This window comes from Pseudonocardia aurantiaca (assembly GCF_039526725.1).
Classification (GTDB): Bacteria; Actinomycetota; Actinomycetes; order Mycobacteriales; family Pseudonocardiaceae; genus Pseudonocardia; species Pseudonocardia aurantiaca.
Genome location: NZ_BAAAJG010000027.1, coordinates 218,836 through 239,590, shown reverse-complemented (window position 1 = coordinate 239,590; position 20,755 = coordinate 218,836). Strand labels below are relative to the sequence as shown.

Genomic DNA, 20,755 nt, shown 5'->3' with positions numbered 1-20,755 from the left:
AGCGAGCGGCGTCCAGGTGGCCGCATCGCAAGGCGGAGGAGAGGCCTGATACCGCTGTTGTATCGGGCCCGACGACAACGCGGCGAGGTGGTCGCCTGGGCGTCGCGCAGTAGGCCCGAGCTTTTCAGCGCGCTCCTACGGGCGAGACGCGCTCCCCCTCCGGCGGCGGGCCCGGGGGCGTGCCGTCACCGAACGGGCGGCCGCCGAGCTCCTCGCGGCCATGGCAGGTGAGCCAGCCGCGCGGGTCGGGGCCCAGCGGCACGACCCCGCTCGGGTTGAGCTCTGCGTGCACCCCGTAGTAGTGCTGCTTGATCTGCTCGAAGTCGATGGTGTCGCCGAAGCCTGGGGTCTGGAAGAGGTCGCGCGCGTACGCCCACAGCACCGGCATCTCGGTGAGCTTCTGGCGGTTGCACTTGAAGTGGCCGTGGTAGACGGCGTCGAAGCGCACGAGCGTGACCCACAGCCGGATGTCGGCCTCGGTGATCGTGTCGCCCACCAGGTACCGGCGGTGGAGAGGCGCTCGGACAGCGCGTCGAGCCTGGCGAACAGCGCGCGGTAGGCCCGCTCGTAGGAGCGCTGCCCCTTCGCGAAGCCGCACTTGTATACGCCGTTGTTGACGTCGTCGTAGACGGCCTGGTTGATCTCGTCGATCTCGGCCCGGTGGGCCTCCGGGTAGAGATCGGGGGCGCCTTCGCGGTGGAGCTCCCGCCACTGGGTCGAGAAGTCGAGTGTCAGTTGCTGGAAGTTGTTGGTGACCGCCCTGCCGGTGGCGATCTCCACCACCGCCGGCACCGTGACGCCCTTGTCGAAGGCCGGGTCGGCCTTCTCGTAGGCCTCGCGGAGGTACTCGATGCCGAGAACCGGGTCGCGGTTGTCGGGGTCGAGGTGGAAGCGCCAGCTCCGCTCGTCGTGCAGCGGCCCGGCGATGCCCATCGACAGGACCGGCTCGAGACCGAGCAGGCGTCGCACGATCACGCTCCGGTTGGCCCACGGGCACGCCCGGGCCACCACGAGGCGGTAGCGCCCCGCCTCGACCGGCCACGGCGACGATCCGTCGGAGGTGATCCGCTCGGTCAACGCGATCGGTTCCCGCTCGAACGCATCGGTTGCGAGCTGTGTTGCTGTCATGTCCTCGAAGTTACGTCGAGTCGGGCCGCGGCGCCGGGCATCGACGGTGCCACGAGGGGCGGGCGTCAGTCGTCGTCGCCGCCGTCCTCCTGGCTGACGCCGGGGTTGCCGTCGTCATCGTCGTCGTCGCCGCCACTGCACGACGCGGCCGACGTCAGGAAGACCGCGGCGGCCGCGAGGATCGCGGCAACCGTCCGGTTGATGCCGTTTCGTCCCATATGATCACCCTGCCAGATTCCGCCGGGTCGCGCAGGGCGGTGCCGATCAGCGTTGCAGCGCCAGGCCGCCCGCGCCGGCGTCGTGCTCGTCGGCGCCGAAGACCCAGTACCGCAGCACGAGGAACCGGCAGATCCCGCCCAACACACTCGCCGCCGCGACGACCAGCGACTCCTGCACCGGTGTCGGCGAGTCGACCAGCCAGCCCAGCATGAGCAGCACCGCCGAGCTGTAGAACGCGTAGAAGAGCACCGTGACGCCGTTCTGCACAGTGACCCGCCAGTGGTGCACGGCGGCCCCGCCGAACGTGAAGAGGCGGTTGGCCTCGGTGCTGACGGCGGTACTCACCACGAGCGCGACGAGGTTCGCCGGAACCGAGTCCAACCAGGTGCGCAGCAGCAGGAACACGAGCGCGTTGACGAGCGTGCCGAGACCGCCGACCATTGCGTAGCGGACGAGCTGCACGAGCAGCGGATGCCGCAGCCGGACCCTGGCCCGCCATGACGGGGGCACCTCGACAGGCGGTGCGGTCACCGGCGGCGATGCGCTCGTCACCTCGACCACGTTCCTTTCCTGCGTCGCAGACCACTGATCCCGTTATCGCACCCGGATCAGTGACCGCGCTTTCTTTCACCTGTGGGAACGCTGTGATCTCCCGCCAGTCGATCCCCGCGTCCCACGCCTACTTGTTGCAACGTGCGGGTGATCACGCGCATTTCCCGCACTCCCCCCGGTTGTGGTGGCGATCGTCACGCGGTGCGCGCACCGTTCTTCTGGCTCGCCGACACCGGCTGGGAGATGGTCCACCGCGCCGGCCGCGAGGACGCCCGGCGCTACCTCGACGCCCGCGCCCAACCGGCGAGTCGCAGCCCGGAGACAACCACGACGGCGAGACGTTCAGCGCCCCGGACGACCGGGACTGGATTCTGGTCGTCGATGCCGGGCCGCGATGAGCGCGGGCGCAGGCTCGCGCACGACCGCGGGCTGCCGGCTCGACTCCCCGCGCTGGGCAGGCATCCGGTGCCGGGGTGACCGGGTGCGTGCGGCGAGCGCGGACGGCAGTGCGAACAGCGCCGTCGCGCCCAGCACCACGAGCACCCGGTGGGTCAGCAGCGACAGCGCGACCAGCAACACCGCCAGGACGATCGGAAGCACGTAACCGACCACTGGCGACACCTCGACGTGCCGCAGCCCCGTCATGATCGCCGCCAGCCACAGCATGTGCACCAGGTAGACCGGCAGGGTCTGCTGGCCCAGCTGGACCAACGGCAAGCCGATCCGGTAACGGCAGATCCACGCGGTGAACAGCACCCCGAAGACCACGGCGACGCAGTTCAGCGCCAGGGCGACGCCGGGTAGCGGCCGGGCCTGCAAGGCGACGGCGCCAACCGCGCACAGGACGCAGGCACCCGCGGCGGCGACCACCTTCAGCAGGCTGGTGGAGCGCGCGAGCCGCTCGATGAGCACCTTCGCGTGCCAGCCCAGCAGGAAGAAGAAGAGGAACCGCGCCATGTAGGCCCAGCGGGAGTCGAACTCGAGCAGTCCGGCGCCGGTGAGCGCGGAGAGCACACCCGACAGGCCGAGCTGTACCGCCGCCGGGACCCGCCGCGCCAGCTTCCCGATCACCGAGAACAGGGCGAGCGCGTACAGGAACCACATGCTCGGCCCCGGCAGCAGCAACGCCCAGATCAGCGACTCGGGGTTCGCCGAGTCGTTGGGATCCACCGCAGGGGGCACGAGCGTGGCGAAGAACGTGAACCGGATCAGCGTCCACAGCAGGTACAGGTAGAGGAAGAACGCGACCCGCTTGTGCAGCAGCGACCGCCACGGCGCGGCGAGCGGGCCTGCGACGAACAGCCCGGCGGCGAGGAAGAACAACGGCATGCGCAGCGAGGCGAGCGCCTCGTTGCCTACCACCACGGCAGCCGGGGCGAGCCCCGCCATCTGGAGGTAGGTCACTGTGTGGTGAACCACCACGAGGAGGATCGAGAGGCCTTTCGCAGCGTCGACCCACGCCAGGCGTGAGTCGGGCACAGTCGATGGGTCTGCTGGTACTCCGCGTGCCATCCATCACCCGTTCGATCGCAGTCTCCGGCGCTCGTGATCACACTTCGCAGTACTACGGGCAGGTACTGCGTGCGCGTGAGCCGTCCGGTGCGGGGAGCTGGGCCGGACGAGCGAGGGCGCTTTACGTCGGGAGAACCCTCTCATGCACTCGCTGTGACGAAACTGAGAGTGATCAAGGCAATACGGTGCGATCCGCCGGATGGCGGCGTGCTCTGCTCCCGGTGGCCCCGCCAGCGCGGTCAGACCACCAGGAAGACGGTCTCGCCCGCACCCCGCAGCCGGATGTCGAACCGCAGCCCGTCCTCGCCCACGTCCTTCGCCACCAGCGTCGCGGCGCGCTCCGGTGGAAGCGAGGAGAGCAGGGGGTCGGCGGCGTTGGCCGCCTCCTCGTCCGGGAAGTAGATGCGGGTGACGACCCGGTCGAGGAGGCCGCGCGCGAACACGGAGACGTCGACGTGCGGGGCCTGGCCGTCGCCGAGGGCACCCGGCTTGACGGTCACGATCCGGAAGGACCCGTCCTCGTCGGTGGCGCAGCGCCCGAACCCGGCGAACCCCGACCCGGAGGCGCCCCGCGGGTCGTCCGGGTGGTCGAAGCGGCCGTCGGCGTCGGCCTGCCAGGTCTCGACGAGCGCGTCGGTGACCGGCTCGCCCGCGCCGTCGGTGACGGTCCCCGTGATCCGGATCGCGCCTGGGGAGCCCTCCGGGACCACCTGGTACCCCGCGGGCCAGGTGAGCCCGAGGCTCAGGAACGGCCCGACGGTCTGCGAGGGGGTCAGCAGGTCACTCATAGCCATCTCATTCATCGTGCGCTGCCTCGAAGGGGGTCTGCTCGCGCCCGCGCAGCACGATGTCGAACCGGTAGGCCAGCGCCCACTCCGGGCGGGTGGCCTCCAGGTCGAACGTCGAGACCAGCCGCCGGCGCGCCTTCTCGTCCGGCACGGAGTTGAAGATCGGGTCCTGCGCGAAGAGCGGGTCGTCCGGGAAGTACATCTGCGTCACCAGCCGCTGCGGGAACGCGCGCCCGAAGAGCGAGAGGTGGATGTGGGCCGGGCGCCAGGCGTTGCGGTGGTTGCCCCACGGGTACGCGCCCGGCTTGATCGTGGTGAACGAGTAGTTGCCGAGCGAGTCGGTGACGACGCGGCCGCCGCCGGTGAAGTTCGGGTCGAGCGGCGCGGGCCAGTTGTCCCGCGCGTGGTGGTAGCGGCCGGCGGCATTGGCCTGCCACACCTCGACCAGCGCGTCCGGCACCGCCCGGCCGTCGCTGTCACGCACCTGCCCGAACACGACGATCCGCTGGCCGATCGGCTCGCCGGCGTGCTGGGCGGTGAGGTCGTGGTCGTTGGGACCGATGTCGCCGGTGAGCAGCGGGCCCGTCACCTCGGTGAGGCGGTGGCGCAGCACCACGGGCGCCTGGGACGGGGCCCGGAGCAGGGTGCTCTTGTAGCCCGGGGACAGCAGCGGCGGATGGGTGCCCTCCGGGGGAAGGCGGTACCCAGCGGGGTGCGGGATCGTCACGTGCGCAGTCCTCCATCAAGTGCGGCATGTGGCAGGCCGACGTAGTTCTCGGCGAGGCTGGTGGCCGCCGCGCGGGAGGCGACCGTGTAGCGCAGCTGGGAGAGCTGCAGGCGCCGGTCGAACGGGTCGCCGTGCGGCGCGACGTGCAGCATCGACGTCATCCACCAGGAGAAGTGCTCCGCGCGCCAGACCCGGCGAAGGCACGTGTCGGAGTAGCGGTCGACGCCGCGTTCGTCGCCGTGAACCAGCAGGTCGGTCAGAGCCTCTGCCAGCACGCGGACGTCGGCGATGGCGAGGTTCATGCCCTTCGCGCCGGTCGGCGGCACGATGTGCGCGGCGTCCCCGGCCAGGAAGAGCCGCCCGTGGCGCATGGGCTCCGCCACGAAGCTGCGCATCCCGGTGACGCCCTTCTCGATGAGCGGGCCCTCGTTCAGGGTGAAGCCCTCGGCGGTGAGCCGGGTGCCCAGCTCGTCCCAGATCTGCGCGTCCGACCAGGCACCTGCGTCGGTCTCCGGCGGCACCTGCAGGTAGAGCCTGGTGATCTCGGGGCTGCGCATCGAGTAGAGCGCGAAGCCGTTGGCGTGGCTGGCGTAGACGAGCTCGTGGTGGGTCGGGGCGGCCTTCGCGAGGATCCCGAGCCACGCGTAGGGGTACTCGCGGTCGAACACCTGCGGGGTGAACGCACCCCGGCAGATCCCGTGGAAACCGTCGCAGCCCGCCACCACGTCACAGCGCAGCTCCTGGCGCTGCCCGTCGCCGTCGACGAAGCCGATCACCGGGGCGTCGCCCTCGATCCCCTCGACCACGACGCCGGAGACCTCGAAGCGGATGTCGCCGCCGTCGGCGAGCCGGGCCGCGATGAGGTCCTTCACGACCTCCTGCTGCCCGTACACGGTGATGCCCTTACCGACGAGGCCGGCGAAGTCGATCCGGTGGTCGCCGCCCTCGAAGCGCAGCGAGATCCCCTCATGCGGCATGCCCTCGCGGTCGAGCCGCTCGGCCAGCCCGACCTCGCGCAGCAGCTCGACGGTGGGGTGTTCCAGCACCCCCGCGCGCACGCGCTGCTCGACGTAGGCGCGGCTGCGCGCCTCCAGAACGACAGACTCGATCCCGGCGCGGGCCAGCAGGTGTGACAGCAGCAACCCGGCTGGTCCCGCCCCCACGATGGCAACCTGGGTGCGCATGCCCAGAGCCTGACGGACACATCGGGCATGCTCGACTCCGCTTCCGGTGGGCGGAAGTTGAGAGCAGTATGTCCCGTAATGGGAGAGACCGTGACGGCGCGGGTGTTGCGGGTGCTCGCTGCGTTCAGCGCCGACCGCCCCGAGCTGGCGCTCACCGAGCTGAGCCGGCGGGCCGAGCTGCCTCTGACCACCACCCACCGGCTCGTGCGGGAGCTCACCCAATGGGGTGCGCTGGAGCGCGCCGAGGACGGCCGCTACCGCGTCGGGCTGCGACTCTGGGAGGTCGGCGCGCTCGCCCCGCGTGGGCTCGGGCTGCGCGAGTCGGCGATGCCGTTCCTGGAGGACCTCTACGAGGTCACCAAGCAGAACGTGCAGCTCGCCGTGCTCGACGGCGCCGAGGTCGTCTACCTGGAGCGGCTCTCCGGGCGCGGCGCGGTCAAAATCATCACACGCATCGGTGGGCGGCTCCCACTGCATGCCACAGGCGTCGGGCTCGTGCTGCTCGCCCACGCCGACGCCGAACTGCAGGAGCAGGTGCTCGCCGCACCACTCAAGCGCTACACGGCCAAGACGATCTGCGGGCCGGACGTGCTGCGCCGCGCTCTGGCGGACGTCCGCCGGACGGGTGTGGCGATCAGCGACGGACAGATCGAGCTGATCACGCTGTCGGTGGCCGCGCCGGTGCGGGGCAGGCGCGGCGAGGTGGTGGCGGCGCTGTCGGTGGTGGTGCCCGCCGAGACGTCGGACGCGCGGGCGTACGTGCCCGTGGTGCGGGCCGCCGCGCGCGGGATCTCCAGGGCGCTCGGCGCGCCGGACCCGGTCTCCCGCTGACCGGGAGCCGGTGCCTCCACCGGGACGTTCGGACCGCGGGCTTGCGCGTCAGTCACTATTGACACGACGATGCGGGGTGTGGATGTCGTCGAGTTCCGGCCGACGCCGGACCAGTACGCCTGGACGTTCGGTGGGGTCGCCCCGACCCACCGGATCACGCCAGGCACCGCGCTGAAGCTGTGGACCGAGGACGCGTTCTCCGGCCGCCTCCAGCGCACCAGCGACCTGCCGTCGCAGGTGTTGGACATGACCCAGGTCAATCCCCAGACCGGCCCGTTCTACGTGGAGGGCGCAGAGCCGGGCGACACGCTCGCCCTGCACATCGTCGACCTGACACCGGCGAGGGACTGGGCGGCCTCATCCACGATCCCGTTCTTCGGCGCGCTCACGGGCACCGACCGCACCGCGCTGCTCAACGAGCCGCTGCCGGAGCAGACGTGGATCTACCAGCTCGACCGCGCGAAGGGCACCGTGCTGTTCGAGGCGCAGCGCTCACAGCTCAGCCTCGAGCTGCCGATCGCACCGATGCTCGGCACCGTCGGGGTGGCCCCGCCCGGCCGCGAGGTGCGGTCGAGCCTCGTGCCCGACACGTTCGGCGGCAACATGGACACCCCCGAGATGCGCGCGGGCACCACGGTCTTCCTGGGCGTCAACGTCCCTGGCGCGCTCTTCTCCGTCGGCGACGGGCACTACCGCCAGGGTGAGGGCGAGAGCTGCGGCACCGCCGTCGAGGGCGCCATGGACGTCACGCTCATCGTGGAGCTGGTCAAGGGCGGCGCGCCGGCGTGGCCGCGCCTGGAGCACGACGAGGACTACGCCGTCGTCGGCTCGTCGCGCCCGCTGGAGGACGCCTGGCGGGCCAGCCAGGTCGGCATGATCCACTGGCTCAGGGACCTGTACGGTCTCGACCCGCTGGACGCCTACCAGCTCCTCACCCAGGTGAGCCGGTCGCCGCTGGCCAACGTCTGCGACACCAACTACAGCGCGGTCACGAAGATCGAGAAGTCGCTGCTCCCCCGCGCGGACGCCTACGGTGGCATGCACCGCCACCTGCGCGAGCAGGCCGCAGCCCTCAGCTAAGGAGAACCCCGAGCATGGATCTGCAGCTCGCCGGGCGCACGGCGCTCGTCACCGGCGGCACCAAGGGCATCGGCCGGGCCGTCGTCGAGGGCCTCGCCGCCGAGGGAGCGAAGGTCGCCTTCTGCGCCCGCACCGACACCGACGTCCGGAAGGCCGAGGACGAGCTGCGCGCCGCAGGCCACGACGTCACGGGCACAGCCGTCGACGTGGCCGACGCCGACGCGCTCACCGGCTGGGTGGCCGCGTCCGCGGAGCACTACGGCGGCATAGACGTTGTCGTCGCCAACGTCAGCGCGCTGGCCATCGGCACCGACCCGGACCACTGGCGCAACAGCTTCGAGGTCGACCTCATGCACACCGTGCGGATGGTCGACGCGGCGCTCCCGCACCTGGTGGCCAGCGGCGTGGGATCGGTCGTCGCGGTCTCCAGCGTGTCGGGCCGGGAGGTGGACTTCGCCGCCGGCGCGTACGGCGTGATGAAGGCCGCGCTGGTGCACTACACGTCGGGGCTGGCCTACCAGCAGGCCGGGAAGGTGCGGGCCAACGCCGTCTCCCCCGGCAACACCTACTTCGAGGGCGGTGTCTGGCACGGCATCGAGGAGGGGAACCCGGACCTGTACGCCACCGCGCTCGGCCTCAACCCCACAGGACGGATGGGCAGGCCCGAGGAGATCGCGTACGGCGTGATCATGCTCGCGAGCCCGCGCGCCTCGTTCATCACCGGCACCCATCTCGTCGTGGACGGCGCGCTCACCCGCGGCGTACAGCTGTAGGTATGCGCGAGTTCCGCCTCGAGGTCCCCGAGTCCGAGCTGGACGACCTGCGTGACCGCCTCGCGCGCACGCGGTGGCCCGAAGCGGCGACCGTGGGGGGCTGGACCCAGGGGGTGCCGCTCGACTACGCCCGCGAGCTGTGCGACTACTGGGCCCGCCAGTACGACTGGCGGCGCTGCGAAGCGCAGCTGAACGCGCTCCCGCAGTTCCGCACGGGCCTCGACGGCGGGGGCGACGACACCGTCGACGTGCACCTGATCCATGTCCGCTCACGCCACCCGTCGGCGATGCCGCTGCTGCTCACGCACGGGTGGCCGGGGTCGATCGTGGAGTTCCTCGGAGTCATCGAGGCGCTCACCGACCCGCCGGACCCACAGGACGCCTTCCACGTCGTGATCCCGTCGCTGCCGGGCTTCGGCTTCAGCGGCAAGCCGGGCGTCGCAGGCTGGGGCGTCGAGCGGATCGCGACGGCGTGGGCGCAGCTGATGGACCGGCTCGGCTACGACCGGTACGCGGCGCAGGGCGGGGACTGGGGCTCCATGATCACCTCCGCGCTGGGCACCGGGGCGCCGGAGAACCTCATCGGCATCCACCTGACGATGCCGATGGCCGCGGCCCCCGCAGAGCGGGACGCGGCGCCGCTCACGAAGCCCGAGCAGAAGGGACTCGCCGCGTCCAAGGCGTTCCAGAAGGACGGCACGGGCTACTCGAGCGAGCAGTCCACCCGCCCGCAGACCCTCGGCTACGGACTCGCCGACTCCCCATCCGGGCAGTGCATGTGGATCACCGAGAAGTTCTGGGACTGGACGGACTGCGCGGGCCACCCCGAGAACGTGATCACGCGCGACCGGCTGCTGGACAACGTGATGTTCTACTGGCTCCCCGGCACTGCGACGTCCTCGGCGCGGCTGTACTGGGAGAGCTACAAGCGCCCCCGGCTGGACGAGGTGCCGGTGCCGACCGGGGTGACCCTGTTCCCGCACGAGATCTTGCGGCTCCCGCGCTCGTGGGTCGAGCGCCGCTTCACCGACCTTCGGTACTGGAACGAACCCGAGGTGGGCGGCCATTTCGCGGCCATGGAGCAGCCGGAGATCTTCGTGGACGAGCTCCGCACGTTCTTCCGCAAGCTGCGCTGACCCCCCGCGAGTCGCTGCAGAAGTGCGCGCGAGTCGGGGTCTGGGTGCGCGCGAGTCGGGGCCTGCGTGCGCACGAGTCGGGGCCTGCGCGCGCGAAGCGGGGCCTGAGCGCGCGCATGCCCGGTGACTCGGGCGTCAGCTCGCCGGCTGCTCGTCGAACGTCGCAAGCTGGCCCCCACCCTGGCCCGACTGATCGCCTCCGAACCCGCGACTCGATGCTGCCGGCACCCCGTACCGCTGCCCGGCATATCGCGGGCGCGACTGACAGCGCAGGCAACGACGCGCGGGCCGGCCGCCGGTCAGCGTCGACGACCGGGCCCGCACCCCCGCGGCGTCGAGCAGCCAGAACGATCACCAGCCGACGGCTCTTGCAATCTACTTGCAACTAGGGCTGCACGCCACCGCCGACTCGACCGGTCACGAACCGCGCGCGGCCCGCAGGAGCAGGTGCATCCCGACGTCCGTGGAGCGCTCCCGGATGTCGGCCCGGCTGCCCGGCAGCACCGGGTCGCGGGCGATCACCTGCCCGTCGCCGGTGGTGACGCAGAAGCACACGTAGCCCACCGGCTTCGCCTCGGTGCCGCCGTCCGGCCCGGCCACGCCGGTGATCCCGATACCGACGTCGGCGCCGAACCGCGCCCTGGCCCCGTCCGCGAGCGCCCGCGCGACCTCCGGGGACACCGCCCCGTGCTCGGCGATCATCTCCGCGGGCACGCCCAGCAGCGCCGTCTTCGCCTCGTTCGAGTAGGCCACCACCCCGCCTGCCACGTAGGCCGACGAGCCGGCCCGGTCCACGAGCCTGCTCGCGAGCATCCCGCCGGTGCAGGACTCGCCGGTGGCAACCATCCAGCCGCGCTCCAGCAGGGCGGCGGCCAGCAGTTCGTCCGTGGTGGTGCCGTCGGCGCTGACCAGGTGTCTCGCGTGCCGGGCGGCCAGCTCGCCGTGCAGCGCGTCGGCGACGCCTGCCGCGCCGGGCCGTGGGCGCAGGTCCACCTCCAGTTCGGAACGCCGCAGGCACGTCGTGACCTCGACGCCCGACAGGTCCCGCTCGGCGCCGATCTCGCGCAGCGTCGCCGCGATCTCCGACTCCGGCAGCCCGAAGAACCGCAGCGACCGCGCCTCGGTGCCGGGCACCCCGCTGAGCAGCTCCTTGACGGGCTCCGCGGCCAGCGCGGCAGGCCACATGCCCTGCAGCTCCCGGGGTGGGCCGGGCAGCACCACGACGAGCGGGCCGCCGGGCCGCGGCACGACGAGCCCGGGAGCGGTGCCGACAGGCGGGAGCGCCACCGCTCCGCGCGGCACCATCGCCTGCTTGCGAGTGGCCTCGTCCAGCGCGGGGCCGCCGAAGCCGGTGCGGGCGGCGAAACCCTCGAGGATCTGTCCGATGCGCGTGTGCATCTCCTCGTCGAGCACGAGCTCGGCCTCCGCGAAGGAGGCCACCACCTCGGCCGTCAGGTCGTCGGCCGTGGGGCCGAGGCCGCCGCTGGTCACGATCAGCACGCATCCGTCGTCCGCCGCGTAGCGCAGCGCTCGGTCGAGATCGCCGAGCCGGTCTCCGACGAGCTGGACGTGGGCGACCTCGAAACCGAGCTCGCTCAGCTCGTGGGCGAGCCACGGGCCGTTGCGGTCGGAGATCACCCCGGTCAGCAGCTCGCTTCCGGTGACAACGACGGCCGCGCGCGCCCGCTCCCCTGCGTCCATGACAGCGACGCTAGCTGTACTCGGTAGAGATGCGGGATCAGACCGCAGCAGCGACGAGCGCGGCGTCGGCGGACTCGTCGCCGATACGCACGGCCTCGGCCACACGGGCCGGGTCGACGCACAGCGAGCCCATCCCGGCCGAACGCACGGGCCCGATCGCCGCCAGGTGGCCCGGCCCGCGGTCGGGGTGCGCGGCGTCGGTGACCAGCCGCAGGTCGGCGCCGTAGCGGCGGGAGCCCTGGGCGACCGTGCCGAGGCCCGGAACCAGCCGGTCCAGCGCCTTGGCCCACAGCGAGAGCCCGGCGTCGGCGTCGTGGTGCAGGTCGTCGGCCCCCCGGCACAGCAGCACGAGCACGTGAGTGGCCCCACCCCGCAGGGCGCGCGCCATCGCTAGCGGCTCGGCCACCGAGCCGTCGACCCATCGCCTGCCGCCGTAGCTCACAGGCGGGCCGGCGAGCAGCGGGATGGACGCGCTCGCACGCAGGGCGCACTCCCAGTCGGCGACTGTCTCCATCCCCTCGAGGGTGTGGGCGGTCAGGTCCGTCGCGTCGGTGGCCACCACCCGCAGCGGCGCCGGGGTGCGTCCCAGCTCGTGCCAGGCCAGCGGCTTGCGCGAGCCGAGCACGTCGTGGACGAGGTGGTCGAGAGCCACCACCGGGCGCCCGGAGCCGAGCCTGCGCATGTTGATGAAGACGTCGGTGGAGAGGTCCTCGGGGTAGCTCGCCGCGCACGCGGCCGCGGCACCGGTGAGGAACGCCGCACCGCTGAACCCGCCGGAGGACGCGCCGTAGACCTCGTCGAACGCCGGCACCAAACCCGCCCGGTCGAGCGCGCGCAGCATGCCTGCGACGTACGCGCCGCGCATCCCGCCGCCCCCGATGACGAGTGCCACACGATGGTCGTCCTGCCGGGCTCCCGGGGCCGTGCCGCCGGCCAACCGGTCGAGAATGACGTCGAGCACCTCCCGGTCGCCGTGCAAAGCCGCACTGGACGGCGCCGTTGTCACGGGGGCAGCTTACGCGGCGTGACGCCTGCCCGATCGGTGGGCACTCTCAGTGTGGCCTCAGACGCTCACCGGGTTGCGGACACCAACTGGCGACAAGACGGACGAACCATCCAGCGGTCCCCGACATGCACCCCTACGGTGGGGGCCGCTCCGCTCCCCAGCACCGCTCATGGAAGGCGCCGGTTATCGCCCTGGATCGCCCTGCCGGCGCCGACCCGGGTCGGTGACCTCGACCCCGCCACGCCCGGGTCTGCTCGTGTCCGGCCGGGCGCGCGCGACGCAGGGTGGCCCGGGGGCATGAGCCCCCGGGCCACCCTCTCGCCGGATCAGACGTGGTTGCGCCCCGCTCCCCGGACGCCGCTGACCCACTCCTCATCCGTCATCCGGAACGCCGCCACGCCCGCAGCGATCATGAACAGGGCCAGGAGGGCGCCCTGGCTGATCCCCTGCAGCGCACCGATCGGCGTCACGAACGGCACCACGAAGGACATCGCGACCAGCGGCACGAACATCCAGTGGAAGAACCCGGCCCGCCACGCGGCGAACCCGAGCACCGTCTGTCCGAGGAACAGAGCCATGATCAGCGGGCCGCCCACGAAGCCGGCGAGCGGGAGCGCGGACGCCGCATCGGACACCGCGGCCGCCTGCTCGGCGGGGAGCGACTGCCGGATCGCGATGTCGTAGAAGTCGGTGACGAGCAGCCCGGGCAGGGCGAGCGCGCCGCCCATGCTCAGCCCGAGGCCGACGTTCCCGACGACCGTCCACCGGCGGCGCGTCATGATCCCGAGGGCCAGCAGCACCGGAACGATCCCGAAGTAGCCGAAGTGCAGCAGCAGCGCCGCCACCTGGCTGCGGAAGGGGTTGGCCACCAGCGAGTCGTGGTAGGCCTGAGTGCCTTCGCCGACCTCCCACACGGTGGTGGCGAACCCGGCGGCCGTGAGCAGCCCGCCGATCACACCGGCAGTGCCGATGGCCTGGCGGCGGAAGCGGGTGGCGGGAGCGACCTGGACGTCGCCGGAGGCGGTGTGGATCGGGGCCGATGTGGTGGCGGTCATCGTGTCTCTCCTGTCGTGGGCCGGGCCGGACTGCCCGGCCGCTCGCTGACACCGAGGACTCTGCGCTGGTCAGGCCGTCTGCTCGACGGTGTCTCCTTGCGGACCGGTGGTGTGGGCAGCACCCCGGCGGCACGGATGGTCATGCCTTTACGGTGTGCGGGTGACAACACGGGTGGTGCTGGCCGAGGACAACGCGCTGCTGAGGGCGGGCCTCGCGCGGCTCGTGGAGACCGCGGGTGATCTGTCTCTGGTCGGCACGGCCGCCGACCTGCCCGCGCTGCTGGCGCTGGTCGAGACCGCGAAGCCCGACGTCGTGGTCACCGACATCCGGATGCCCCCGAGCCACACCGACGAGGGCATCTCCGTGGCGGCCCGGCTGCGCACCGAGCGCCCGGAGATCGGCGTGCTGCTGCTCAGCCAGTACGCCGAGGCCGCCTACGCACTCGCGCTGCTGGCCGAGGGCACTGCGCGGCGCGGGTACCTGCTCAAGGAGCGCGTGGCCGACGGCGACGAACTCACCGAGGCGATCCGCCGCGTCGCCGACGGAGGCTCCGTGATCGACCCGACGGTGATCGAAAGCCTCGTCGCGGCGAACCGCGCCGCACCCTCTGAGCTGGACCGCCTCACCAACCGTGAGCTGCAGGTCCTCGGGGAGATGGCGCAGGGCAAGAGCAACGCGGCCATCGCGGCGGCGCTGGTGCTCTCCGAGCGGGCGATCGAGAAGCACACGAACTCGATCTTCTCCAAGCTCGGGCTATCAGAGGAGCGCGACCTCAACCGGCGTGTGAGTGCGGTGCTGGTCTACCTGCAGAACCGATAACCACCAGCAGCAGGACGCTCAACGAAGATTATCCAGACGGCCCGGCCCGCTCCCGCTGGCGTCGCCGGCACAAACGCCCCTGCGGCCCGCTGGGTACAGGTTGCACCCGCCCCGTTCGGTGAACGGCGCGGTCGCGCCCGGTTCTGCGCTCGAACGAAGGAATGGGTCGGCGAGCGGTCCGCAGCCTCCCGTTCACCGCTGGCCAAACCTTGATCCAAAAGAACCATCAGAAATGTCGATGTTCACTATTTAGTGTGTAATTTGTGTGTGATGGACATCACAACGGATGTTACAGACAGTTGAAGGCCCTGAACCCGCGAAGTGGGTCGTCCACCTGCCGAGTGACTCGGAATAACGCCTCTGAGCTGGTACTTTCTTCCTGAGTGGACTAACGCTCCTTGATCACGTAATCGCTCTGCGTAGTCAGTATCCCTCGACGCAGGAGCGGTTGTCGGGTGCGAAACCATCGCGTACCACGCGATCGGATTCATCATCCACACTGGAAGGTGCGCACATTCCATGCAGCTTTCGAGAATCTTCATCGTGGGTTCAGGCGTAGTCGGGACAGCTACGGGCGAGGGATTCCTGGCGGCCGGTCACGACGTGACGTTCATCGACATCTCGATGTCGCGGGTGCGCGAGCTCCGGGACCGCGGCCTCGACGCGCGCCCCCAGCTGGACCTCTCCGCCGCGCCGGACTCCGTCATTTTCCTGACCCTGCCCACGCCGAACAAGAGCTGGACCTACGACCTGACGGCGTTCACCGCCGGCACCGCCGCTGTGGGCCGCGCCCTGGCCGGCTCGCCCGCCACCCACACGGTGGTCGTGCGCTCCACCGTGTCGCCGGGAACGACCGAGGGCCTCGTGCGGCACGTGCTCGAGCAGCACTCCGGCAGGACCGCAGGCATCGGCTTCCGCCTCGCCTCCAACCCGGAGTTCCTGCGCGCGGTCTCGGCGGCCGAGGACTTCCGCAACCCGTGGATGACGGTCATCGCGAGCCGCGACCAGCGCACCGTCGACGACCTGGCCAAGCTCCTCTCGCCCTTCGGCGGCGAGCTGCGCACCTTCTCCGACCCGGCCGAGGCCGAGTTCGTGAAGTGCGCGCACAACATCTTCAACGCCGCGAAGATCAGCTTCTGGAACGAGATGTGGCTCGTCGCGCAGGCGATCGGGCTCAACCTGGACCCGATCGCCGCCACCGTGGCCAAGTCGGCGGAGGGCTCGATCAACCCGCAGTACGGCATCCGCGGCGGTGCGCCCTACGGCGGCGTCTGCCTGCCCAAGGACACCCGCGGGTTCCTCGGCTACGCCTCGGCCATCGGCGTGGACATGCCGCTGCTGCGAGCCGTGGTCGAGACCAACGACCGGCTCGAAGCGGTGGTCAAGCGGGAGGTCGAGGCCGTCGCGGAACGAACGGCACCAGGCGTCGAGCTCGCATGACGCTCCCCCTCTACTACTACGTCCTGGGCACGCCGCTCGGCGTGCTCGGGTTGATCCGCTGGGGATGCTGGCTCGTCCGCCGCATCCCCGCAGTCTTGTACCGGCCGATGCGGGGCGAGTTCCGGCTCCCGATGAGCGTGGTCGTCCCCGTGTACCAGGAGGACCCGGAGGTCTTCACCGCGGCGATCGAGTCCTGGCTGGCCAACGACGTCGACGACGTCATCCTGGTCATCGACGCCTCGGACACCGCGTGCCGCGAGATCGCCTCCCGCTACCCGGTGCGCGTCATCGTCACGGACGTGCCCGGGAAGCGGGACGCGCTGCGGAGGGGCTGGCGTGCGGCCAGGACCGAGCTCGTCGCGCTGGTGGACTCGGACACGATCTGGGCACCCGATGTGGCGGAAGAGGTGTGCAAGCCGTTCGCGGACCCGCGGATCGGCGGCGTCGGCACCCGGCAGAGCGTCTACGGCTCCTCCGGGTTCTTCGCCCGCATCACCGACATGTTCCTCGACCACCGGTACTTCGACGAGAACGCGAGCCAGAGCCTCCTCGGCAAGGCGGTCTCGTGTCTCTCCGGGCGCACCGCGGTCTACCGGCGTGCGCTGCTGCTGGAGATCGAGGACGACTTCATGGACGAGACGTTCTGGGGGGTGCCGTGCCTCTCCGGTGACGACAAGCGGCTCACGACGCTCATCCTCGAGCGCGGGCACCTGACCTACATGCAGCGCACCGCCGAGGTGTGGTCGACCTTCCCGGACACGTGGAAGATCTTCTTTCGGCAGCGGCTGCGCTGGGCCCGCAACACCTGGCGTTCCGACCTGCGCGCGCTCTCGCGCAAGTGGGTCTGGCGCCACCCGTTCCTCGCCTGCACCATGATCGACAAGGGCATCAGCTCGTTCACGCTGCTGCTCGGCCCGACGTTCATGATCATCGCGCTCGGCAACCAGAACTGGATCTTCGCAGGCGTGCTGGCGCTCTGGTGGCAGATCAGCCGGTCGGCGAAACTCCTCCCGCACCTGCGGCGCAGGCCGTCGTCGTTCTTCTACATCCCCGGCTACGTGTTCGTGTCCTGGGTGATGGCGCTGATCAAGCTCCACGCGCTCTGCACCATCCGCAAGCAGCGCTGGCTCACCCGGCAGGTCGCTGTCGAGAACGGCACGGTCGTCCGCACGACGACGCGCGGCGAGACCGCAGAGGACGAGTCGGGGCAGGACAGGTCGAGCCGGCCCGGCGAGCACGCGCAGCAGGGGGTGCCGGCATGAGGCAACAGCGCCTGGTCGCCGCCGTCCTCGCGGGCTGCACGATCGCCGCGCTCCCAGCGGTCGCCACGGCGACGGCCTCGGCGGCCCCGCCGGAGCCCACCGCGTCCACCCAGCTGCCTGCCCAGGCGACCCCCGAACCCGATCCCGGCGGCGGCCTGGGCGATCAGGCGCCCGGCGGCGGGTCGGGCGGAACGATCGAGCCCGGTCCCGGCGGCGACGGCTCCGCCGCCCCTGTACCACCGCCCCAGCCGCGCCCCGACCCGGAGGCGGCGGCCAGGGCGCGCGCCGCCGAGCAGGCCAGGGAGCAGGCCCGGCTGGAGAAGCAGCGGGCCCAGGCGGCCGAGCAGGCCGCCGAGGCCGCAGCGACGGCCCAGAAGGCGCGCGCGTCGTGGGAGAGCCACGGCAGGCCCCGTCAGATGGTCATCGTCCGGGAACTCCAGATCGACGTCGTGACCGACGGCAGGCACACCCGCCGAACGCCCCGCAGCCAAGGCCCGCTCACGCTCGGCGCGCTCGACCGATACCTCCCCGGCCCGTGGCTGACCGTCTCCGACGGCACTGCGGTGCTCGCCGCGACCGTCGTGCTCACCCCCGGCGCCACGCTGGACGTGAGCGGCGTACGCACGCTCAAGCTCCTGGGCGGCCCGGACCCGTCCGACGCCGCCTCCATCTACACCGGCAGCGGGCGGCTGGCCCTGCGCGGGGTGGCAGTCACGTCGCTCGACCCCGTGTCACAGCAGGCAGTGGCTCCCGCGGCGGCCGGGCGCCCGTTCATCGTCGTCTCCTCGGGCGGCCGGCTCGACAGCGTCGACTCCGCGATCAGCGACCTCGGCACGCTCCCTCTGGGCGCCGGCGACGGGCGCCCCGGGGTGCAGTTCAACCCTGGCAGCAGCGGCTCGCTCGTGCGTACGGCGCTTCTGCACAACAGCGCAGGCGTGCAGCTCTCCCGCTCGCAGGGCGTGCGCCTCGAGGACGTCACCGCCGGCCGCTCGGCGGGCGACGGCGTGGTGTTGCGGGGAGACCGCGCCACGACGATGAGCGGGATCCGCGCCGTGGACAACGGCGGCAACGGCGTCGTGGTCGCGGGCGAGAACTCCGGCAGGCCCGTGACCGGGATCTTCACCAACGGCAACGGCGCGTTCGGACTGGTCGTCGTCGGCCAGACCGGGGCCCTCATCAACGGGATCACCACCGCGGCGGACGAGGCCGGCGGGCTGCGGGTCAGCAGGTCGACCGACACCGTCATCTCCGACTTCAAGGCCGACGACCAGCCGATCGGCATCTTCACCCACGTCAACAGCACCGGCATCGTGCTCGACAGGGTGCACACCACCGGCGGGCGGCGCGGGTTGGTGGCCGAGAAGAGCACCCGCCGTCTCGACGTCGTCGGATCGACGTTCGAGGGCGCGCAGGTCGCGGGTCTGTCGCTCGGCGGCCAGGACGTCGACCTCGACGCCGTCCACGTCGCCGACTCCCGCACCGGCGTCCGGATCGAGCGCGGCGCGAGCGACATCAGGGTCAACGGCCTGATCGTCGACGGCGGCGAGGACGGTGTGGTCGCCACGCCGGGCACGCACAACGTCATCGTCTCGGACCTCGTGGCCAACCACGTCCGGTCCGATGCCGTGCGGACCTCCAGCCCGGACATGCGGATCGTCGGCGGCCAGATCACGGGTGGCACCACCGGGCTCGACATCGGCGCCGCGGCCACGATCGACGGCACCACGATCACTGGCGCGGACGAGGGCATCCACTCCCGCTCCGCCGCTCTGGTGCGCATCGAACGCGTCACCGTCGACGCGATCTCCCTCGGTGTCAACGCCGTCGACGGCAGCCCCCTGGTGCTGCGCGACTCCCGTGTCCACGCGCTGGAGTCCGTGCGCGGTGACGTCGGCGAGGAGGGCGTCAACGACCTCAGCCTCCCGCCGCTGAACCTCCTGGGTGCGATCGGCGTGCCGCTGATCCTGCTGGCCTTCGTGCTGGAGGTGGCGCACGCCGTCCGGCTGCGCCGGTTCCGCGGGCGCAAGCGCACCGGGCCCTCGGTGGCGGTGAGCACGGGATGAGGCCGCGAGCGCGCCGTGACGAGCCGATCCCACACCAGCTGCGACCGAGCGGAAACCCCATGAACACGACGACCCCCGGCCGTGCTGTGCTCCTCGTGGCGACCCTTGCCGTGCTCGCGGGCGCTTCCTCGTTCGTGGTGGCCGCGGGGTCCCAACCCCCGTTGGAACCGCTGGTGCGCCGCGACGTGGCGGTGTCGTCTGCGGTCGATCCGGCGCGGCCGTGCGGACGGGACGCCACGGCGTACGCGGCGGCGCCGCCCGCCCCGGTCGCTCCCGCGGCGGCCGACCCGGCCGCTCCTCCCCCGCCTCGACCGCAGCCTCCCCCGCCCGCTCCGAAAGTCCGCTTCGACGCCCCCGCGAACACGATCACGCTGGCCGCCGGTCATGGAGTTCAGCTGCCGGAACTGGCCCGGATCGTGGACGACCCGGCCGCGCTGCGCGAGACGGCACCGGGCGAGTGGCTGCTCGGCGCGAACCTCCTGGTGCTCGGTGGGGCGTCGCTGGAGGTGACCGCACCCGCGGTGCGCTGGCTGATGCTGAGCAGCGGCCCTGCCGGGTTCGTGAGCTTGAAGGTGCTGGGCGGCGGCCTGCACGTCGAGGGCTCGTGCATCACGTCATGGGACTCGGGCCAGGGGCGCGTGGACAGCGAGTACGCCGACGGCCGCGGCTTCCTGCTCGCCCGAGACGGCGCGACGATGACCATCGACCGGGCCGAGCTGCGTTACCTCGGCTACGGGGAGGTGGAGTCCTACGGGCTGTCGTGGCGCACCGAGGGCACCACCGGCAAGATCACCAACAGCGTGGTGTCACATCTCTACTACGGCCTCTACACCTACGAGGTGGGAAGCCTGGCGGTGCAGGACAACGAGTTCCACGACAACGTGCTGTACGGAATCGACCCGCACACCGGCTCACACGACCTGCTCATCGAGCGCAACGTGGTGCACGACAACGGCAAGCACGGGATCATCCTCGCCGAGGACTGCACCGACAGCGTGATCCGGCAGAACGTCGTCTACAACAACGAGCACCACGGGATCGTGCTGTACCTGCGCTCCGACCGGAACGTCATCGAGGGCAACGAGGTGTTCGGAAACGTCGCGCAGGGCATCAACGTCAACGAGTCGTCCGGCAACACCGTCCGCGCGAACATCGTCTACGACAACCAGGAGTCCGGCATCGGCATCGCCCAGACCGCACACGACAACCTGGTGGAGCAGAACCACGTCCGCAACAACCAGCAGGACGGTGTGCGGCTGGTGAGCGAGGCGGCCAGGACGACGGTGCGCGGCAACGTGATCGGCGAGAACACCCGCTACGGCGTCTACATCGACAGCGACGGGTCGTTCGACCTCGCCGACAACACGATCTTCGGCAGCCGGACGGGCGTGATGATGCGCGGCGTGACGGCGGTGCCCGCGAACGACAACTCGTTCTCCGACAATGATGAGGGCGACCTCGTCAGCGGCTGAGCGGCC

At 71.3% G+C, this 20,755-nt stretch carries 19 protein-coding genes and 1 pseudogene; 10 read left to right on the top strand and 10 right to left on the bottom strand.

Features of this window, described 5'->3' with window-relative positions; genetic code table 11:
• Positions 1 to 124: 124 nt before the first annotated feature.
• The 3 genes from ABD143_RS38485 to ABD143_RS34090 all read right to left on the bottom strand — a co-directional run bounded on the left by ABD143_RS38485 (position 125) and on the right by ABD143_RS34090 (position 1,908).
• Positions 125 to 598, bottom strand: coding sequence for a glutathione S-transferase C-terminal domain-containing protein (locus ABD143_RS38485; RefSeq protein ID WP_486362830.1), 474 nt, complete (start codon positions 596 to 598; stop codon positions 125 to 127).
• Positions 599 to 1,193: 595 nt separating this feature from the next.
• The gene (locus ABD143_RS34095; RefSeq protein WP_343986505.1) at positions 1,194 to 1,346 is read right to left on the bottom strand and encodes a hypothetical protein; all 153 of its coding nucleotides are present in this window, start codon (positions 1,344 to 1,346) and stop codon (positions 1,194 to 1,196) included.
• A gap of 46 nt (positions 1,347 to 1,392) precedes the next feature.
• Entirely contained in the window at positions 1,393 to 1,908 is a 516-nt protein-coding gene (locus ABD143_RS34090) for a GtrA family protein (protein WP_343986502.1), read from the bottom strand.
• A gap of 132 nt (positions 1,909 to 2,040) precedes the next feature.
• On the opposite strand from ABD143_RS34090, the pseudogene ABD143_RS38405 reads away from it, so the two are divergent.
• Positions 2,041 to 2,187: pseudogene (locus ABD143_RS38405) on the top strand (apiosidase-like domain-containing protein); the annotation flags it as partial.
• A 54-nt stretch (positions 2,188 to 2,241) separates the two neighbouring features.
• Here ABD143_RS38405 and ABD143_RS34085 read toward each other — a convergent pair.
• From ABD143_RS34085 to ABD143_RS34070, 4 genes are all read right to left on the bottom strand, one after another.
• Positions 2,242 to 3,378: an acyltransferase family protein gene (locus ABD143_RS34085; RefSeq protein ID WP_343986498.1), complete on the bottom strand. Its 1,137-nt coding sequence runs from the start codon at positions 3,376 to 3,378 to the stop codon at positions 2,242 to 2,244.
• A 272-nt stretch (positions 3,379 to 3,650) separates the two neighbouring features.
• A complete protein-coding gene (pcaG, locus tag ABD143_RS34080) occupies positions 3,651 to 4,199 on the bottom strand; it encodes a protocatechuate 3,4-dioxygenase subunit alpha (RefSeq protein WP_343986494.1) in 549 nt (182 codons plus the stop codon).
• Between the two features lie 7 nt (positions 4,200 to 4,206).
• Entirely contained in the window at positions 4,207 to 4,920 is a 714-nt protein-coding gene (gene pcaH, locus ABD143_RS34075) for a protocatechuate 3,4-dioxygenase subunit beta (protein WP_379659911.1), read from the bottom strand.
• A 2-nt stretch (positions 4,921 to 4,922) separates the two neighbouring features.
• Entirely contained in the window at positions 4,923 to 6,110 is a 1,188-nt protein-coding gene (locus ABD143_RS34070; RefSeq protein ID WP_343986489.1) for a 4-hydroxybenzoate 3-monooxygenase, read from the bottom strand.
• 78 nt (positions 6,111 to 6,188) lie between these two features.
• On the opposite strand from ABD143_RS34070, the gene ABD143_RS34065 reads away from it, so the two are divergent.
• From ABD143_RS34065 to ABD143_RS34050, 4 genes are all read left to right on the top strand, one after another.
• Positions 6,189 to 6,941 carry an IclR family transcriptional regulator gene (locus tag ABD143_RS34065; RefSeq protein WP_343986486.1) on the top strand — a complete coding sequence of 251 codons (753 nt, stop codon included), beginning with the start codon at positions 6,189 to 6,191 and terminating at the stop codon, positions 6,939 to 6,941.
• 78 nt (positions 6,942 to 7,019) lie between these two features.
• Positions 7,020 to 8,021 carry an acetamidase/formamidase family protein gene (locus ABD143_RS34060; protein ID WP_343986483.1) on the top strand — a complete coding sequence of 334 codons (1,002 nt, stop codon included), beginning with the start codon at positions 7,020 to 7,022 and terminating at the stop codon, positions 8,019 to 8,021.
• 14 nt (positions 8,022 to 8,035) lie between these two features.
• Positions 8,036 to 8,794, top strand: a complete 759-nt coding sequence (locus ABD143_RS34055; protein WP_343986481.1) for an SDR family NAD(P)-dependent oxidoreductase — start codon at positions 8,036 to 8,038, stop codon at positions 8,792 to 8,794.
• Between the two features lie 2 nt (positions 8,795 to 8,796).
• The gene (locus ABD143_RS34050) at positions 8,797 to 9,930 is read left to right on the top strand and encodes an epoxide hydrolase family protein (RefSeq protein WP_343986479.1); all 1,134 of its coding nucleotides are present in this window, start codon (positions 8,797 to 8,799) and stop codon (positions 9,928 to 9,930) included.
• Positions 9,931 to 10,347: 417 nt separating this feature from the next.
• Here ABD143_RS34050 and ABD143_RS34045 read toward each other — a convergent pair whose 3' ends face one another.
• The 3 genes from ABD143_RS34045 to ABD143_RS34035 all read right to left on the bottom strand — a co-directional run bounded on the left by ABD143_RS34045 (position 10,348) and on the right by ABD143_RS34035 (position 13,692).
• Complete coding sequence (locus tag ABD143_RS34045) at positions 10,348 to 11,631, bottom strand: competence/damage-inducible protein A (protein ID WP_343986477.1); 1,284 nt, start codon at positions 11,629 to 11,631, stop codon at positions 10,348 to 10,350.
• A 37-nt stretch (positions 11,632 to 11,668) separates the two neighbouring features.
• A complete protein-coding gene (locus tag ABD143_RS34040; protein WP_343986475.1) occupies positions 11,669 to 12,637 on the bottom strand; it encodes a patatin-like phospholipase family protein in 969 nt (322 codons plus the stop codon).
• Between the two features lie 326 nt (positions 12,638 to 12,963).
• Positions 12,964 to 13,692: a hypothetical protein gene (locus ABD143_RS34035; RefSeq protein WP_343986473.1), complete on the bottom strand. Its 729-nt coding sequence runs from the start codon at positions 13,690 to 13,692 to the stop codon at positions 12,964 to 12,966.
• A gap of 160 nt (positions 13,693 to 13,852) precedes the next feature.
• Between ABD143_RS34035 and ABD143_RS34030 the strand changes: the two genes are divergently transcribed.
• From ABD143_RS34030 to ABD143_RS34010, 5 genes are all read left to right on the top strand, one after another.
• A complete protein-coding gene (locus ABD143_RS34030) occupies positions 13,853 to 14,512 on the top strand; it encodes a response regulator transcription factor (protein WP_343986470.1) in 660 nt (219 codons plus the stop codon).
• A 543-nt stretch (positions 14,513 to 15,055) separates the two neighbouring features.
• Positions 15,056 to 15,952 (top strand): hypothetical protein, encoded by an 897-nt coding sequence (locus tag ABD143_RS34025; RefSeq protein WP_343986468.1) that lies wholly within the window; start codon positions 15,056 to 15,058, stop codon positions 15,950 to 15,952.
• A complete protein-coding gene (locus ABD143_RS34020; protein ID WP_343986466.1) occupies positions 15,949 to 17,214 on the top strand; it encodes a glycosyltransferase in 1,266 nt (421 codons plus the stop codon). Before ABD143_RS34025 ends, ABD143_RS34020 begins: the two co-directional genes overlap by 4 nt.
• Positions 17,211 to 19,277, top strand: coding sequence for a right-handed parallel beta-helix repeat-containing protein (locus tag ABD143_RS34015; RefSeq protein ID WP_343986463.1), 2,067 nt, complete (start codon positions 17,211 to 17,213; stop codon positions 19,275 to 19,277). The genes ABD143_RS34020 and ABD143_RS34015 overlap by 4 nt, the downstream gene beginning before the upstream one ends.
• Before the next feature lie 59 nt (positions 19,278 to 19,336).
• On the top strand, positions 19,337 to 20,749 hold the full coding sequence (locus ABD143_RS34010) for a right-handed parallel beta-helix repeat-containing protein (RefSeq protein ID WP_343986461.1): 1,413 nt from the start codon (positions 19,337 to 19,339) through the stop codon (positions 20,747 to 20,749).
• Positions 20,750 to 20,755 lie beyond the last annotated feature (6 nt).

Bases quoted from the DNA above. Each gene is read 5' to 3' on its own strand.
- ABD143_RS34095 (WP_343986505.1), bottom strand. From the start codon at position 1,346: ATGGGACGAAACGGCATCAACCGGACGGTTGCCGCGATCCTCGCGGCC.
- pcaG (WP_343986494.1), bottom strand. From the start codon at position 4,199: ATGAGTGACCTGCTGACCCCCTCGCAGACCGTCGGGCCGTTCCTGAGC.
- ABD143_RS34070 (WP_343986489.1), bottom strand. From the start codon at position 6,110: ATGCGCACCCAGGTTGCCATCGTGGGGGCGGGACCAGCCGGGTTGCTG.
- ABD143_RS34065 (WP_343986486.1), top strand. From the start codon at position 6,189: ATGGGAGAGACCGTGACGGCGCGGGTGTTGCGGGTGCTCGCTGCGTTC.
- ABD143_RS34055 (WP_343986481.1), top strand. From the start codon at position 8,036: ATGGATCTGCAGCTCGCCGGGCGCACGGCGCTCGTCACCGGCGGCACC.
- ABD143_RS34050 (WP_343986479.1), top strand. From the start codon at position 8,797: ATGCGCGAGTTCCGCCTCGAGGTCCCCGAGTCCGAGCTGGACGACCTG.
- ABD143_RS34045 (WP_343986477.1), bottom strand. From the start codon at position 11,631: ATGGACGCAGGGGAGCGGGCGCGCGCGGCCGTCGTTGTCACCGGAAGC.
- ABD143_RS34035 (WP_343986473.1), bottom strand. From the start codon at position 13,692: ATGACCGCCACCACATCGGCCCCGATCCACACCGCCTCCGGCGACGTC.
- ABD143_RS34020 (WP_343986466.1), top strand. From the start codon at position 15,949: ATGACGCTCCCCCTCTACTACTACGTCCTGGGCACGCCGCTCGGCGTG.
- ABD143_RS34015 (WP_343986463.1), top strand. From the start codon at position 17,211: ATGAGGCAACAGCGCCTGGTCGCCGCCGTCCTCGCGGGCTGCACGATC.
- ABD143_RS34010 (WP_343986461.1), top strand. From the start codon at position 19,337: ATGAACACGACGACCCCCGGCCGTGCTGTGCTCCTCGTGGCGACCCTT.